Genomic DNA, 17,905 nt, shown 5'->3' with positions numbered 1-17,905 from the left:
GTATATATAGTACGATGACTTAACTCATCAAAATATAAGCCTATTTAAATTTTTTAAACATATTTGTGATATTTCTTATGAGAATATTCAAAACCTATAGCTTGAATTAATTGAAACATCTTTTAACAAAATACGCATTTCTTCTGAAAAAAGAAGAAAACAACATATCGCAGAAGTCAATATTGATGAGATATTTTATTCGCTTCTAAAATACTTTTACATGTTTTGAGAGTTAGCATACTCTAGAATAATTCTCTTAGAAAAGTATTATGTATAGCTACTAGAGATATAAATAGTACCCAATAAAGACAGTATTACAAATATAGTTCTAAAGCTTATATCAACAACAGTTAACAAAACCGGACAACTATCATGATCTTTGTATTAAAAATACAAATCATACGAATAACATTGGCAAAGCTATCATTTTTTATAAAAATTTTTGACCACTTAATCTATTTTATAGATATAAAATAAATAACTTTTCGTATGTAAAAATTTATTAACAGGTAAAATAGTTATATTAATACAATATTTTTTAATATGGATCTTATTATCCACTTAATACAAATATGTAACGTTGAACATATCTTGATTTATTTAGGAACAGTTGCAAATATAGCAAAACAGCACAAAATCTTTAAATAAACACTTTCCGATAATTCAAACTAATTTGTATGATATTTTTATTAAATAAAATACTCACTAGAATTTAAAAAAATAGAACATACTCAGTTATTTTATTCTTATTATTTTAAATATTTTTTAAAAAATAATATTATAAACATTAAAAATAGCAAAAACTAAACTGACTTTATATAGAGTAATTAATATTTATGTTTCGATTTGATTAGCTTCGGTATAATTATTTTGATCTAAGATCATTACTTTTGCACGAATCTTTGCTTCAAGCTGATCAATAATGTTATTATTATCTATACGTTCTTTTTGACGCATACCATCTTCATAAAAACTACTTTTATTTCTTGCGCCAGCAACACCTAATGTGGAAACTTTCGCTTCACCGAGTCCATTTACTACACAACCGATAATCGAGACATCCATTGGCATAATAATATCTTCTAAGCGTTTTTCTAATGCATGCACTGTACTAATGACATCAAACTCTTGACGTGAACAAGTAGGGCACGCAATAAAATTAATCCCACGAGAACGAATATGTAATGACTTGAGAATATCAAATCCAACTTTGACATCTTCAACGGGATCTGCGGCCAATGAAACACGTAGTGTATCACCAATACCTTCAGACAATAATATACCAAGACCGATTGCTGATTTAACCGAACCTGAACGTACTCCACCTGCCTCAGTAATACCAAGGTGTAACGGTTGATCAATTTTCTTTGAAAGTAACCGATAAGAATCTACGGCAAGTAAAACATTAGAAGATTTAACACTCACTTTAAAAGAATTAAAATTTAATTTATCTAAAATATTAACATGACGCATCGCAGATTCAACTAGTGCTGCAGGTGTAGGTTTACCGTACTTTTCTTGAATATCTTTTTCTAATGAACCACTATTAACACCAATACGGATTGGAATATTGTAATACTTTGCACAATCAACTACTTGGCGAACACGCTCTTTACTACCAATATTACCCGGGTTAATACGTAAACAATTAACTCCATATTTAGCTACTTTCAGTGCGATACGGTAATCAAAATGAATATCCGCTACTAAAGGCACATCAACTTGTTGTTTGATAAGTTTAAAAGCTTCAGCTGCATCCATTGATGGAATTGAAATACGGACAATATCAACACCAAGACGCTCTAATAATTTTATTTGACGAACTGTAGCATCAATATCAGTGGTGCAAGTATTGGTCATCGATTGAACAGAAATCGGTGCCGTACCGCCGATAGGCACGCTACCTACATGAATTTGGGTAGATTTACGTCTTTTTATAAAGGATACTTTATACATTTTAATTCAATTCTCTAGATATCTCTATCTTTTTTTAAAAAATTATTATGTAATTATATTTCTCACACTTCGATTTAAGTATAGCATATTATAAATTAGAACTTTGACATCTATTTACTTAAATCGTATTACTACAAAGATATCATTTCATACCTATTCAAGTATAAGCTATATTATTTTAAGTATACACCTAGACGTTTAAACCGTAAACTACAATAATATTAATTATAATAAAAAAACAAAAGTATATTTTATATTTTTCTGTTATTGATGCATGACTCAATTTCATATTAATATACAACTCAAAAATATTTAAGACACATAAGAATGTACTTTAAATTTTAATTTATCTCTATAATTATTAATATTACTCAATCCTTTTATTTTTATAACATACTTCAGACAATATTCACATGAAAATTTTTTATAAAAATATATGAAGATGATAGATAATCATCTTAATTATTTTCATTTAATTAAATATGATTCATCATCATAATATATATTAGTAAACATATTAAGCAATAAAAATTTTAAACTGCAGTGTGATGCATTAATCTATGATTTCATTTCTGTCACTAAAAAGAAATATACTAAATTGTTATTTAATAATTAGATAAAGATTGATAATTTTAGATACCACACTATTTACTGAAGTAATAAATTGTTTTACTTGATTTTTACTTATATCTTATTACAAGTGAATGAAGTTATTTTATGGATGATGCTAACTTATTTATTTCTTATAATTAATGATTTTATTGCTACTAAACACTTATCATTGCAATTAAAATAACAATCATTATTTATATTCATTTTATTAATTCATAATCACATTTTGTATTCTTTTTTAAGAAAATCATTTTACATAAAACTATTAAAGTTTTTCTGCAACATAAGTTTATCATCAAAATTTAATACATTTTCAGAAAACATCAACAAGACAAGTATAATAAACACATAAAAATATATAAAAAGAAATTTAACACTTTATAGCATCAAATGTTATTATTCTTTTTACTATATGTACTGAAAATAAAAATATCTTGTCAGATTTTTTGAATTATGTTCATAAACATCTCGAGTTTAAAATGATACTATGTGCTAATTAATATAATATAAATCTCATTTTGAGTTTTGTTTGTAATTTTACTCACTGAATAATTTCATTAATATAATTCACGATAAAAATTTTAGGTTAATAAAATATTATGACTTATTCGTGAAATAATTCAAAATACTAATTAAAATAATTTTATCAATAAAATTATATGTTAAATTGTGTTTAATTAGATAAGGTTCCCATCCATATGTTTTGTTATTATTCGCTTCGTTCTATCAATTACTGTACCTACAAGCTGTCCACAAGCCGCATCAATATCGTTTCCACGCGTTTTACGAATCATCGTAGTAAACCCATAATCCATCAACACCTTAGAAAAACGGTTAATACGATTATGTGAACTACAGATATAAGATGCGCTAGGAAATGAATTCCATGGAATTAAATTAATTTTACTCGGTGTATCTTTTAAACAATTAGCTAATTGATGAGCTTGTTCAATGCTATCATTGATATGATCAAGCATTACATATTCAATACTAACACGTCCACCGTTAGCATTTGATTTAGACAAATAACGCCTTACGCTGCTAAGTAAACTTTCAATATTGTATTTTTTATTAATTGGAACAATATTGTCACGTATATCATTTGTTGGTGCATGTAATGAAATAGCTAACGCCACATCAATCATATCAGCTAATTTATCTAATGCAGGTACAACACCTGAGGTTGATAAAGTAACTCTGCGCTTAGACAACCTAAAACCAAAATTATCCATCATTATTTCCATAGCTGGAATAATGTTATTTAAGTTCAATAATGGCTCACCCATACCCATCATTACAATATTAGTAATAGAACGATAACAACTGGATTTCAAAGAATCAATAATTTTTGCTGCACGCCAAACTTGTCCAATAATTTCAGATACACGTAAGTTACGGTTAAAACCTTGTTGTGCTGTAGAACAAAATCTACATTCTAACGCACACCCTACTTGAGAAGAAACACACAGAGTAGCGCGGTTATTTTCTGGAATATACACCATTTCAACCGCCTGATTTCCAACATTTATTGACCATTTAATAGTTCCATCAATAGATTTTTTTTCTTCAATAACTTCTGGTGCGCGGATTTCAGCAACCAATTGTAATTTCTTTTTCAGTGCTTTATTAATGTTTGTCATTTTATCAAAATCGTCATAATAGTAGTGATAAATCCATTGCATGACTTGATCAGCTCTAAATGGATTTTCTCCTATTTGTATAAAAAATTTACGCATCTTTTGATAATCTAAATCTAACAGGTTGATTTTATGTGTCTGTTTTAGTGGCGCGACACAAAGAGCGTGGGAAAATTTACACTCTGCATTTGTAGTTATATTGAACATTGTAAATTACCTTGTTATTACACTATCAGCGTGCACTACTAATAGTAGCACTACGGTATATAAACTTTTTAGATTCTTTCAATATAAATTTGACATAATAATTTTGTGGATATACTCTTAAAAGATTTTAGTACATAGGATAAAATAACTATGAATAATTTTACAAAGTAAAAAATACAGAATCTAAGAATTTTTAAATAAAATACTCATTTATTATATTAATTAAATTAAAAGTTTCTAATGAGAGCAAGGCATACAAAAGCACGCTTATCACCTGAATTATGTTATTATTAATTAGTGAGCTAAAATCTAGCACTGAACTCCTAGACAGAAATTAAATTATTTTTAAGTATATGCTGATTAACTTTAAATCTCTCGTTATTACTGTATCCAGATTTTATCTTCAGTAAAATATACAATTTCATGCTTCTATAAATTTTATACTATAGACTATTTTTCCAGTAAAATAATTTCTTTAGTCAGCATCTAAAGTAGCTATTAACATGTTATTTAAGTTGATTTAATTTTATTAAATAAAATAATATTAGATGGCAATATTTTATAATTATTCACTCAATCTCACTTTTAAAATGAATAACAAGAAAAGTTAGTGTTTCAAAAAGAATCTCGTATAAATTCTAATTTTCTTGACTTCATTTCCTTTAATCAAAATGCTATATTGAACCATATAACAAACCTCTTAAAATTCATTCAATTCAGCATTTTTATACATAATAGTAAAATAACAAATACTCAATTTATACACTAAATTTAAATATTTTCATACCTATAAGAATTATTTCATATTCTATAATATTTTTACTAATTGAATATATATTAAATAATATAGCGACTGAGGATTGTCTGAAAATATATGTAAATTTCATTTTGTTTTTCAATGAAAAAACCAGCATATAATATATATTATCGAAATATATTACCTATGTAACTATCAAAATCTAATAGAGGACGTATGCATTCAGTGACTGTTATTAAGGATGCAGTCATCTAATTCTCCTTTCTCTTTATGAGATCACGCATGTTAATTTTAAATACACAAGTAAAGATACAGTATTATGAATACAAAACATGCATTTCATCCTAAAAAAATATTGCTCATATTATGATATTTCTAAAAATAGATATGCCCATTCTTAAAACTATGTTTTATAAATATATCATTAGAAAAGTCGTGTTAATATTTCGACTACTTTCACGTTTAATCTCATAAACTAAATATTAATACACTACTGCAGTAGTGTGATTCTATTTATAATAACTTCTATTCTAAATAGTTTAACGTGATTATATAAAATACTTTTTTAGGAAAATAATTAAAAATACATCTTTCATTCTCAAATATCTTTCAAAAGACATCACAATATACACAAGAAATCATACAGATTGATATCTTAAGATAGAAGATTTCAGTTGATCAAAAAAAGTTTATTCAATATTTCTCAACTGACGTGTGTAACTACGATAGGTTTTGATTGTAATAACCAGATAAATAACAATCATAGTTAAAAAACTCTAAATATATTTCTGAAGTTCTCTAGAAACATAATAATAAATTTGACATTATGAGCATTACTACTTTTTATATATTAGTTATTTAAAATACATATCGAACTTAATATTTTATATCAAATATTTTATAAAATGGATGAATGTCATGAATTCAGTAACACCTTTAATAAAAAATAATTCATTTATTATTGCGAAATTTGGTGGTACCAGCGTTGATACTTATGAATCAATGAATAAAAGTGCCAGCCTTATTTTTTCAAATCGTTACGTCCGTCTAGTAGTTCTATCAGCCTCTGCGGGCATTACTAATTTATTGACTGAACTTGCTCAAGGCTGTGATATGAATAAAATTCATACACTACTACAACAAGTACAAGATATTCAATATGCTATTATTAATAAAATACAATTTTCAAAAATTATTCGCAAGAAAATAAATTGTTTATTAACTAATATCGCACATTTAGCAAATGCTGCATCACTTTCTACTTCTGATGCTTTAACAGATGAAATAATCAGCCACGGTGAATTAATGTCAACGTTACTGTTCGTCGAAGTGCTACGTCAATACGGAGTCCATGCAAAATGGTTTGATGTACGTCATGTAATGAAGACTAACGCAACTTTTGGATATGCCGAACCAGACTTGCTACAATTAAAAGAGTCTGCTCAGCTACGATTAAAACCTTATTTGAAAAATACTTTGGTAATAACACAAGGTTTTATTGGACAAGATAATAAAAATCGTACAACCACACTTGGTCGTGGTAGTAGTGATTACACCGCAGCACTCCTAGCGGAAGTGCTTGATATATCACGTGTTGATATCTGGACAGACGTACCAGGTATTTATACGACAGATCCTCGGATTGTTTCAACAGCTAAACGTATCAACGAAATTACTTTCGATGAAGCTACAGAAATGGCTACATTTGGTGCAAATATTCTTCACCCTGATACATTACTGCCAGCAGTACGTTCGGGCATTCCTGTCTTTGTTAGATCTAGCAAGCAACCTGAATTAGGAGGTACATTAGTTTGTTCTAGAACTGTTCATTCAACAAAATTTAGTGCATTAGCTTTACGTCGCAAGCAAATACTTTTGACTTTTCATAACTTAAAAATACTACACGCTCATGATTATTTAACTAAAGTATTTACAACTTTATTGCATCATAATATTTCTATTTCTCTAATAACTACATCAGAGTTTAGTATTGCACTCGCATTAGATACAACCGGATTAAAAGGTATTAATGAAAACTTATTAACAAATATGCTAATTACTGAATTATCAGCTTTTTGCCGCGTTGAAGTAGAAGAAAATCTAGCCTTAGTCACTATTATCGGTAATGAATTATCAAAGACGAATGGATTAGGTAAAATAATCTTTAGCGCCTTAGAATCGTTCAAAATCAGAATGATTAGTTACGGTGCTAGCAGCCATAATATTTGTCTACTAGTGCCAGGATATAACGCCGAAGAAATCATACGCACACTGCACTTAAATTTATTTGAATAATCCGTAATACTTTCTTTTCTTCATCAAAAAATAAATCAATGATCGCCTTTTAAAAGAATCTAAGATACACTCATACTATTTTACAAAAAAACGATAATATAAAGCACGTCCTAGTCTTTTGATGAATAGGATTAACTAAATGACTATAGCTGCAAGTAAGTATCGTATGATATCAATAAACAATCTATACTCTAGCAAATATAATAACCTATAGATTATCTTTTTTTACATGTAATTATTACTATATGATATTCAAAATCATAAAACATATTCTATATAACACCATGAATTAAAAAAATATTTTAACAAATCATATCCTTTTCTTCTTATAAATAAATATTTTTCACCTCATTCAGTATACAGTTCGATACAATATATTGTGTATTTTTAGATAGTATTGTAAGATTTATTAAAATACAGAAATGCTAGGTACATATTTTATATAGCATTCAAATAAAAAATTCAAAAAACTATTTTAGTATAAATGCATATTACAATAAATAATCGCTAATACAACTAAAAATCTTTACAATATTCACTGTATTTGAAATAGCTATCTTTGCTTTTACAAAGCAACTCTTATTTTATATTAATAAGTAATAATATTAAATTTATTTTTAGAGTATCTAATCAAATTTTTACATGTTTCCCAAAAATAACTAAAAAAAATAATTCGATAAAAGTTAATTTATGTTTTGATCAATCTTACTAAAATCAAAATTTTCTTTTAAGATAAAAAGTTTATATTTACTATCGTCAATTAAAAAATGAAATAGCTTCAAAATCTTAAAAATAAAACTACTATCTATAACTAGATCTCAGATTAATGAACTATTGTCAATAATCGATATTGAACATCAATGTACTTATAAACTCCTAAAATCTAAAAATTACACTTAATACTATTATACATTATTGAGCTTAATTGTGTCACTTCCTGACGCATCTTCACAACGAAGATATGAATAAAAAGATAAAATAATGATATATTTCTTTAATTACATTCAAAACTGATATGAGATAATGTTGCATGGAATCTTCATATTTAAAATCATTTTATTACACAAGGCTTGAGATAACAAAAAACGTAATAAGGTTAACAACCAATATCAGATTTTAGCTAGACATTATATCTCAATTAATATTAGTACTTTTACGTAAAGTACAGAAATCCTTAAAAATACATTTCATCAAATAAAATCACAAAAGAAATTGTATAACATTTCTTATTTTACATTAAATGCTCACACTGCTCACTTAGAAACTGGTATCTTGTAAACTATTAAATAGAGCTTGCATAAAGTTTCATTATCAATATCTTGATCATGTCTTCATTGATTCTGCATATAAACTTCAAAAGATCTGAAATTATTACACACAAAGCAATACAATACTTAATAATCTTACGAATATACCTTTTCTTACTATCAGTAGAATAAAATATTGCAAAACGCTTTACTATAATAACAGTATAAATTTTACTCACAAAAATCAAGATTTCTTCGAATTATATTCTACTACAATCACCAGAAATATATAAAATGTAGCCTCCTACTTGATTGTCTAACTAATATTGCAAAGTGTTGTAATGTTGAATGTTACCATAAGACCTTACTTAATTTGTATATAAAATTTAATAATACAATAGGCGTGATCTTTTAGATAAAATAAAACATAATTACTATAGACATCTTTTATAATGTGATAACAACGCTACTTTACAAAAATTGCATAAACTAAATAAATGCATAAAGAGTAAATTATATATTTTGCATATCATAGAAAAAATTAACGTGTATCTTATAATAATTTATTATAACTCACTGAGGCTAAAATATTATTAAATTTATTTATTTCTACAACTATCAGTGCTTATTAACTGATAAGTAGCTACGTGTATTGCAAAATCGCAAGATCCATGACGCATAAGTGCATAAATCTTATATGTACGTAAGAAATGTATTGTAAATTGATAAACTAAATTACTACACGACTAAAAAAGTAGGCGTATTATTAATGTTCTAAGATATCTTATCTCAAAACATTGATCATATTTAAAAAAACTAGAATTTGCATTCTAGCAGATTAATAATGATAAAAACATATAAAATATTAGACGTTATTTGCTGAGTTAGATAAAGAATTTATTGTAAACGAAAATGAAATAATATCGAAATTACTCTTGAAGTGTAGTCATTAATTAATTTTTAACTTAATAAGTAAGATTGCTTATCTATATCATTAAACTTGAAATTAATATTAATTATAGCATAAAATTTTCTTCATGTTTTAAAAATAATCAAAAACAAGAATTTTATAATTTACTTATCATTTTTCTTAGGGAAAAAATGAATGCCACTATTACTTCTACCTCTCTTCAAGGCAGATTAAAATAAAAAGAACAATTGTAATTTAGATAGTTTATTTCCTTAAAATTAAAATATTAGATTTAATTAAGCAATGTTTCATTAAATAATTGAACAGTTATTTTAGTGTGTTAAAAGATTTTAATTTTATCTTAAAGTAGATCTAAAAAAGATAATTTTAATTTAATTCGTAAAATTATTCCAAGTATATATACTAAAATTAACAAAATCTATCAATAATTTTCTACATATCGGTACAACAGACAATCACAAACTATAGACTAATATTATAATTAAAATAAGAGCACATTTAGATAATTTCTCAGTTCTTATGGTAAAAATCTATTAAAAATTAAACAAACACTCTAAAGGTAATTGAATTTAATAATTGACAGTTATAAAATAACACTGTATTTATTTGAACAAATATCATCTTTTAAAACACTTTAATAAACTTAAAATATTTATTACCAAAAATAAGAGATATAAATTTATAACATAATTTAAAAAATAATTACTATATCATTCACTATATCATCTTTTTATTAGACATGATAATAATTCTGAGTGCAATATTACACCTGAATAAAGATTTATTACTCAATTAAGTTACAATACTTGTTTTACCTAAAAAATAAAACACACTTATTTCTTAGTAATCAATATATAAAAGTATTCTATACACTACTATTTATCCTAAAAAACGGTTGCAATTTTATTAATACCAAATGATTTTCTCAGTAAAATATTGTATATGACTCTTGAAAACTTTTAAAAGAAAAATATTAAAACAATGCTAAACCTATTGAATGGGATATTAAATATAGTCAAAAAGATCTTTTTTCCTCACTTATTATTAAATCTTGTCAATATTATTTTTGTGACTTTTGATGTATAAATCATGAAGAATAAGCAACAATATTTTTAAAAAGTTATAATGTAGTTACAAACGTTGTCATTAATAAATAAATAAAAACAAACACTTAAGTTTTCTCTATATAATTACAATAGAAATGAGCAATATCATATACAGAACAAGTGACTCAATACTTATTCTAGCCTCGATAAAAATCATTGATATCTAAATCTTAATCACTGTATTAGCAAATAAAAATGACATAAATCAAATATTACGAATCGTGTATATCACATAATTGAATTAATTAATAAAATTATTTTTAAGTATTCAATGATTGAAAATAGACTACATAAGCTGAAATATTGTTATATATAATAATAGCAATAAATATTTCAATGCCTATGTAGTTTATCTATCTATCATTGTTTATCTTTCAATTATGCATAAAATACTGAATGGAATCTATTCTAGATGAGAATATTTTTGATATAAAAACTTCCATAACATTGTCTTTTTATTTGTGTAATACAGTTGCTTTTAAATTAAATAACTGTCTCAAAAATTATTTTTTTATTTTACATCATTTAAATACCTCTAAGAGGTATATTCTAATCTTAGATCATAAAAAGTTTTTTTATAATAATTCATTATCTCTTTGTTAATGATATAATTATCAAATCTATTTATAATTCTTGATATATCAAACCAAGATTATTTTCACTTGTCAAGTTTATATATTTCTTAGGTGAGTAAGTACAACAAAGGTTGTTATACTTATAGTACACCAGTCAGTCATCCTAGTTAATTTTTTTAAAAAAATGTAGCATCCAGTCAAAAAATAATACTAATAATTATCGACTCACTAAAATAAGACAACAAGAAAAGAGTTAATATTGATTTTTGAATTGACGTAACATAATAAACACTGTCTTAGGAGATGTGTTGAGTGAATTGATCTTTAATTTTTTTTTCAGAATACGATTATTACACTGTAAGAATAGATTAATTTTTCGTTCTATTTTAAGTGTCGATGGCACTGTGGGTTGATTTTTACTACGTTTAATTGAAACTTCATTCAAATATTGACAAATAGTTATATTTTCAGGCCAAATATAATGTGCAAAGTTAAGATTTGATTGCGTATACTCATGCGCACAACAAATTAATGTGTTATCAGGAAGAGCAGAGATTTTTTGAATAGAATAATACATTTGCTCCGGTGTTCCCTCAAATATTCGTCCACAACCCCCAGAAAATAATGTATCACCACAAAATAAATAAGGAGATCGATAAAAACCAACATGACCTAGAGTATGACCGGGTAATCCTATGATATCAAAATAAAAATTTTCTATTTTAACACCATCGCCATCCTCTACTATCTGTGTAGCACCTTTAGTTCGCGTTTCTTCAGGCCCAAATATAGGTAAGTTTCTAAACACACTTAAAATACCCATAACACCACCGGTATGATCATTATGATGATGAGTGAGTAAAATAGCTTTAGGAATAAACTTTTTTTGTATAATAATTTTTAAAATCAGTTCTGATTCCGTAGGATCAATAATGACACATTGTCGATAATTATTAGATATAAGCCAAATATAGTTATCATTTAATACAGGTATTCGTATTAAATCCATGCTCACCTCTACACTTTTATTCAATCTAGTTGAATAAAACTAATATTTATTTATAATAAAAACTTCATATCCTTATAAATTAGTCTATATTAATTTTAAAGAACAATATTGTTAACCTTATTAAATATTTTTTGACCTTAATGGTTAACATTCTGATTTCCAATGAATTAAGGTTAAACATATGAATACTGAACAATCAATAGATAAGTATATGACACTGTATTAAGTTTATATAAAAAATGTAACATCTGAAATATTGACATACAATAATAATCTTATGAAGTTTTTCATAAAATTACACCGGTATTAATTTAAAATAACTGATTCATTATTACTAATTTTAATCTATAAAACCTATAACATTTTAAAAAACTCTCTCGTCCTTTAGAAAAAACAACTCTATTGAAATCATCTTTGTATTTATAAAAATATTTAATTAAATTTATTTAGTTAAATATATAATACTCTACTATCGAAATGATCAGTTTATTATACGAGTATTAATTACCATGTAAAAATCTTTATGAATTAAATTTAATTCAAATTTAAGTTTCCTGATAACCAAGATCTTTTTTAGTAGGAAATTCAGCAGCTTGATGAGCTAGTGTATCACATTTTGTATTCTCAGAGTGCCCTGTGTGACCTTTTACCCAACGCCAATCAATAGAATGAGAAGTAATGACTTCATCAAGACGTTTCCAAAGATCTACATTAATAACAAGAGATTTGTCCGACTTACGCCACTGTTTTTGTTTCCATTTATGGATCCATTTGGTAATTCCTTGGCAGACATATTGACTATCAGTAGTTAATATAATATCACATGGTCTTTTTAATGATTCTAGTGCAATAATCGTTGCAAGAAGCTCCATTCGATTATTTGTTGTCAAAAAAAAACCATTACTAAGTATTTTTTCATGATGTTTGTAACGAATAAGGATACCGTAACCACCTGCTCCAGGATTTCCTAAACAAGAACCATCAGTAAATATTTCCACTTGCTTTCTCATTTCTGTTAAACTCTATTGTATTCATTTATATCTAGTGTGACACAAAATCTATGATGAGTACTATGATAAAAAAACAAATTGTCCTTGATACTGAAACTACCGGTATAAATAAACTAGACGTCCATTATGAAGGACATAATATTATTGAAATTGGTGCTGTTGAAATAATTAACCGTAAACTCACTGGTCAAAATTTCCATGTTTATCTTAAACCTGATCGTCCAGTCGATGCTGAGGCATTTAAAATTCATGGTATTAGTGATAAATTTTTACAAGACAAGCCTACATTTTCTGATATTGCTGATAAGTTTATTGAGTTTATTCATGGAACTGAGTTAATCATCCATAATGCACCATTTGATATTGGTTTTATCGATTATGAATTACGAAAACTTCATAGAAATATTCTGCCAATAGCTAAGTTTTGTCAAATTACGGATAGCTTGGTAATGGCTCGGCAGCTTTTCCCAGGAAAAAGAAATAACTTAGATGCCTTATGTGACCGCTATCTAATTGATCACACAAAACGAACTTTACATAGCGCTTTATTCGATGCCGAACTATTATCCGCTGTATACTTGGCTATGACAGGAGGACAGACATCCTTAGCTTTTTCTAAACATGATAGTTCTTTAAATCAGAATTTTTTTGAAGAAGTAAAATTTATAGAACGCCCAAGCAATGGTCTTAAAGTGATTTACACAACTGATCAGGAATTGGCAGATCATGAAGAGAAACTTGATACTATTAATCAAAAAAATGGTAAGAGATGTCTTTGGCGACAGTATTCAAGGACAAAAATATAATATAGTAGTATTTTTCGATTTAAACTAAAGACTGTTCAACTTCGCGATTTTATAAGAAAAGAATTGACTATCTCTGCAAGAGATTATACTATAAATTTCTCTGAAAGAAAATATTCGGAGCGGTAGTTCAGTTGGTTAGAATACCTGCCTGTCACGCAGGGGGTCGCGGGTTCGAGTCCCGTCCGTTCCGCCACATTGTCACTTAATACTATGTATCTTCTTAAAAGAAGTTATTACAATAACTTTCACGATCTTTATCGTTTAAAATCTGATAATATTTCTCACAAGATCATACATGTTCGACAACTTAGTACATGTAAGCGTTCATAAAACTATAGATGGTATTGCGTTCTACACTCTCACCGATGATGTTCAATACAACATATTATCTTAAAAGTTCACTTTGATTTCTGCTATCTTCTAACAAATTCTTCATATATTATAATAATACTTTTTAAAATGAATCATCATCTAGGATATGTCATTATTTATAAAATGACGCTTTGTGAAAATAGTGTATTAAAATAAATCTTACATAGGCACTGCTCTCTCATGTGATACTCAAAACTTTTTATTACATCATCAACTATTTATAAGCTATATCCTTATTTAGTAATATATTTCGTATCAATGATTAAAAAATAAAGTATGATGTATACTAATACAGATTTTACACTATTTTTTAACTCTTTAATCTAACAGACTATAAACAGGATTTTAAACGTATGTTCAAAAGTTTACAATCAAAATGCACGAGTATACTCTAATTTTAAAAATCACTGAGGAGCATATATCAACCAATAAAAATAATACAATGAGATATGTCTCAATACAATCCACACTTCATAAACATGAGCTTTTAATATGTGAAAATTTTATACTTTTGAGTAAAAAATTATTTTTTAAAAAAACACTATACTCACTGCTCTATGAATTATCTCATTACAATTATACAATTAAAACAATTACGTTTGAAGAATGATAAGTATCTTTTTATTGTAAAATATCATGATTATTATTAATCAATATCAATCTTAAAACTATCTTCACAACTATTGTTTCTTATGCTATTATCACTTTGATAATATATGCAATAAATATGCTGTCCATCCTTATAATATGATGCAGAAATACTAAGTTAGTCTAGTATGAAACCTTATTAAGGTCTGCTCTTAAAGCATATTGATTTTCCACATAAATCAATATAAAATAACTAAAAATCTAATACTATAAACAACATTATTAAAAATAAACTATGCAGTTTATTTCTTACGATACCACTAAATAGTAAGTAAAAGTTATCATCTCTGCATTACTATCAACGATAAAAAGAAAATTATATCGATATATAAAGCAGCTAAAAGTAATTATAACATGATGCATATATCTAAATAAAAATAAGATATTATCGATCTTTCTTAGATAAACCGCATTATACAAGAATATATCCTTACAATCTAACAGATGAAAATAATATCATCATTATTTTTGAAGCATTTTCAAAAGACTATATTGTATTACATAATCTACGCATTAGTTAAATATATTTAACCTGTGTGAGATTAGATTCCTCAATCTACTTCTTTTATCACACTACTATGATCTACTTAATAAAACCACTGAAAATAAGATAATATATTATTAATTCAGTAGAAATTTTATAATCTTAATTACTCAAATACATTATTTTTAACACGATTCGCACGACGACGGTCATGCTCAGTCAGATAACGTTTGCGCAGACGGATTGACCGGGGAGTCACTTCAACTAACTCATCATCATCAATAAACTCAAGAGCTTGTTCCAGAGTGATTTTAACTGGTGGTGATAGAGTTGTTGCCTCGTCAGTACCTGATGCACGCATATTCGTCAGCTTCTTACCCGTTAAGCAGTTCACTGTCAAATCATTTGAGCGTGAGTGTATACCAATCACTTGACCTTCGTAAACTTCCGCTCCATGCCCTAAAAATAGTTTACCACGATCTTGCAGTGCGTACAATGCATAAGCTACTGCTTTACCTTGACGATTTGAGATTAAAACACCATTTTTACGACCACCAATGTCACCTGAACGAACATTGTCATAATGACTGAATGTTGAATGCAATAAACCAGTACCTGAAGTAATTGTCAAAAAATCAGTACGAAATCCAATCAAACCACGACTAGGAATCAAATAGTTAAGACGTACACGACCTTTACCATCTGGCATCATGTCAAGCAAATCACTTTTACGCTCACCCAACGCTTTCATAACATCACCTTGATGATGTTCTTCAATATCTACAGTCACTTGCTCGAACGGTTCTTGTTTACGACCATTAACTTCACGAAAAATAACTTTTGGACGAGAAACTGCTAATTCAAAACCTTCACGACGCATATTTTCAATCAAGATAGATAAGTGCAACTCACCACGACCAGAAACACGAAATGAATCTGGATCTTGAGTTTCTTCGACACGCAGTGCTACATTATGAACTTGCTCTTTGTTGAGACGATCAAGGATCTGACGCGAAGTAAGATATTTACCTTCGCGACCACAAAAAGGTGATGTGTTAACACAATAAAGCATACTAACTGTTGGCTCATCAACTGCTAGTACTGGAAGAGCTTCAACATTATCAATATTACAAATAGTATCAGAAATATTTAGTTCACCTAAACCAGTTAGTGCAACAATATTACCCGCTTCTGCTTGTTTAGAATCAATACGGTCTAACCCTAAATGAGTTAGAACTTTACCAATTTTACCATTACGAGTTTTACCTTCTTTATTAATCACCGTTACTTGTTGATTTGGCTTTACAATACCACGTTTAATACGACCAATCACAATAACACCTAAGTAGCGATTATAGTCTAATTGTGAAACTTGCATCTGAAAAAAACCTGTCAGATCCACTCTTGGTGACTCAACATATTTGACGATAGCTTCAAAAAGTGGAGTCATATCTTCAGCCATGTCGGTATATAAATTACCTGCAATACCTTTTAATGCAGATGTATAAACAATAGGAAAATCAAGTTGTTCATCTGTTGCCCCTAAGTTAACAAACAAATCAAATACTTGATCAAGTACCCAATCAGGACGTGCATCAGAGCGATCAATTTTATTGATTACAACGATAGGTTTTAATTTATTATCAAAAGCTTTCTGGGTAACAAAACGTGTTTGAGGCATAGGGCCATCAGTTGCATCAACTAGAAGTAAAACACAGTCAACCATTGACATCACGCGTTCAACCTCACCACTAAAATCAGCGTGACCCGGAGTATCTACAATATTAATATGATATCCATTCCATTGAATAGCAGTATTTTTAGCAAGTATAGTAATACCCCGCTCTTTCTCTAGGATATTAGAGTCCATAACACGCTCATCAATAGTTTCACGCGTACCGAACATGCCCGATTGCTGTAATAATTTCCCCACCAGTGTTGTCTTACCATGATCAACATGAGCAATGATGGCGATATTTCTTAAATTTTGAATTGCCAAGAATGTTTACCGTTTTATCGATAGGAAATAAATATAGTTTATCTATACGTAAATAGATAACGTAATTTCTTCATTAATTACGGTTATTTTATACAATTTTTTAAACAAGTGGAACAATTGTTACGCTCGTCACTTTATAAAAAATTACATATAAAATATTACGTAACGACAGTTAAATATGTCTAGAACACCTTCCTCACTTTTCTATATTGATACAGTAGAAAATAATAAATTAACATATGTAATATTCTCAA

At 27.4% G+C, this 17,905-nt stretch carries 7 protein-coding genes and 1 tRNA gene; 3 read left to right on the top strand and 5 right to left on the bottom strand.

All coding sequences use genetic code 11. The features are described 5' to 3' along the window. Positions 1-834: 834 nt before the first annotated feature. Together ispG and GFV14_RS00530 are read right to left on the bottom strand one after the other, a co-directional pair. Positions 835-1,956: a flavodoxin-dependent (E)-4-hydroxy-3-methylbut-2-enyl-diphosphate synthase gene (ispG, locus tag GFV14_RS00535; protein ID WP_457914407.1), complete on the bottom strand. Its 1,122-nt coding sequence runs from the start codon at positions 1,954-1,956 to the stop codon at positions 835-837. A gap of 1,289 nt (positions 1,957-3,245) precedes the next feature. Then, entirely contained in the window at positions 3,246-4,412 is a 1,167-nt protein-coding gene (locus tag GFV14_RS00530) for a bifunctional tRNA (adenosine(37)-C2)-methyltransferase TrmG/ribosomal RNA large subunit methyltransferase RlmN (protein ID WP_457914406.1), read from the bottom strand. Positions 4,413-6,087: 1,675 nt separating this feature from the next. Between GFV14_RS00530 and lysC the strand changes: the two genes are divergently transcribed. Next, a complete protein-coding gene (gene lysC, locus GFV14_RS00525; protein WP_457914405.1) occupies positions 6,088-7,464 on the top strand; it encodes a lysine-sensitive aspartokinase 3 in 1,377 nt (458 codons plus the stop codon). A gap of 4,112 nt (positions 7,465-11,576) precedes the next feature. Here the strand turns inward: lysC and gloB are convergent. Both gloB and rnhA read right to left on the bottom strand, forming a co-directional pair. Then, positions 11,577-12,332 carry a hydroxyacylglutathione hydrolase gene (gene gloB, locus GFV14_RS00520; protein ID WP_457914404.1) on the bottom strand — a complete coding sequence of 252 codons (756 nt, stop codon included), beginning with the start codon at positions 12,330-12,332 and terminating at the stop codon, positions 11,577-11,579. 545 nt (positions 12,333-12,877) lie between these two features. Next, on the bottom strand, positions 12,878-13,342 hold the full coding sequence (rnhA, locus tag GFV14_RS00515) for a ribonuclease HI (protein ID WP_457914403.1): 465 nt from the start codon (positions 13,340-13,342) through the stop codon (positions 12,878-12,880). A 53-nt stretch (positions 13,343-13,395) separates the two neighbouring features. Here rnhA and dnaQ point away from each other — a divergent pair, with 53 nt between their 5' ends. Both dnaQ and GFV14_RS00505 read left to right on the top strand, forming a co-directional pair. Beyond that, complete coding sequence (gene dnaQ / locus GFV14_RS00510; protein WP_457914656.1) at positions 13,396-14,148, top strand: DNA polymerase III subunit epsilon; 753 nt, start codon at positions 13,396-13,398, stop codon at positions 14,146-14,148. 116 nt (positions 14,149-14,264) lie between these two features. Continuing rightward, positions 14,265-14,341: transfer RNA gene (locus GFV14_RS00505), tRNA-Asp, on the top strand. 1,477 nt (positions 14,342-15,818) lie between these two features. Here GFV14_RS00505 and typA read toward each other — a convergent pair. After that, positions 15,819-17,651 carry a translational GTPase TypA gene (typA, locus tag GFV14_RS00500; protein WP_457914402.1) on the bottom strand — a complete coding sequence of 611 codons (1,833 nt, stop codon included), beginning with the start codon at positions 17,649-17,651 and terminating at the stop codon, positions 15,819-15,821. Positions 17,652-17,905: the final 254 nt, after the last annotated feature.

The sequence above is a fragment of the Candidatus Hartigia pinicola genome, assembly GCA_020541205.1.
In the GTDB taxonomy this organism is placed as follows: domain Bacteria; phylum Pseudomonadota; class Gammaproteobacteria; order Enterobacterales; family Enterobacteriaceae; genus Hartigia; species Hartigia pinicola.
This window is presented reverse-complemented; position numbering and strand designations above follow the sequence as displayed.

Coding starts and splice junctions, on each gene's coding strand:
- ispG (WP_457914407.1), bottom strand. CDS start 1,956: ATGTATAAAGTATCCTTTATAAAAAGACGTAAATCTACCCAAATTCAT.
- GFV14_RS00530 (WP_457914406.1), bottom strand. CDS start 4,412: ATGTTCAATATAACTACAAATGCAGAGTGTAAATTTTCCCACGCTCTT.
- lysC (WP_457914405.1), top strand. CDS start 6,088: ATGAATTCAGTAACACCTTTAATAAAAAATAATTCATTTATTATTGCG.
- gloB (WP_457914404.1), bottom strand. CDS start 12,332: ATGGATTTAATACGAATACCTGTATTAAATGATAACTATATTTGGCTT.
- rnhA (WP_457914403.1), bottom strand. CDS start 13,342: ATGAGAAAGCAAGTGGAAATATTTACTGATGGTTCTTGTTTAGGAAAT.
- dnaQ (WP_457914656.1), top strand. CDS start 13,396: ATGAGTACTATGATAAAAAAACAAATTGTCCTTGATACTGAAACTACC.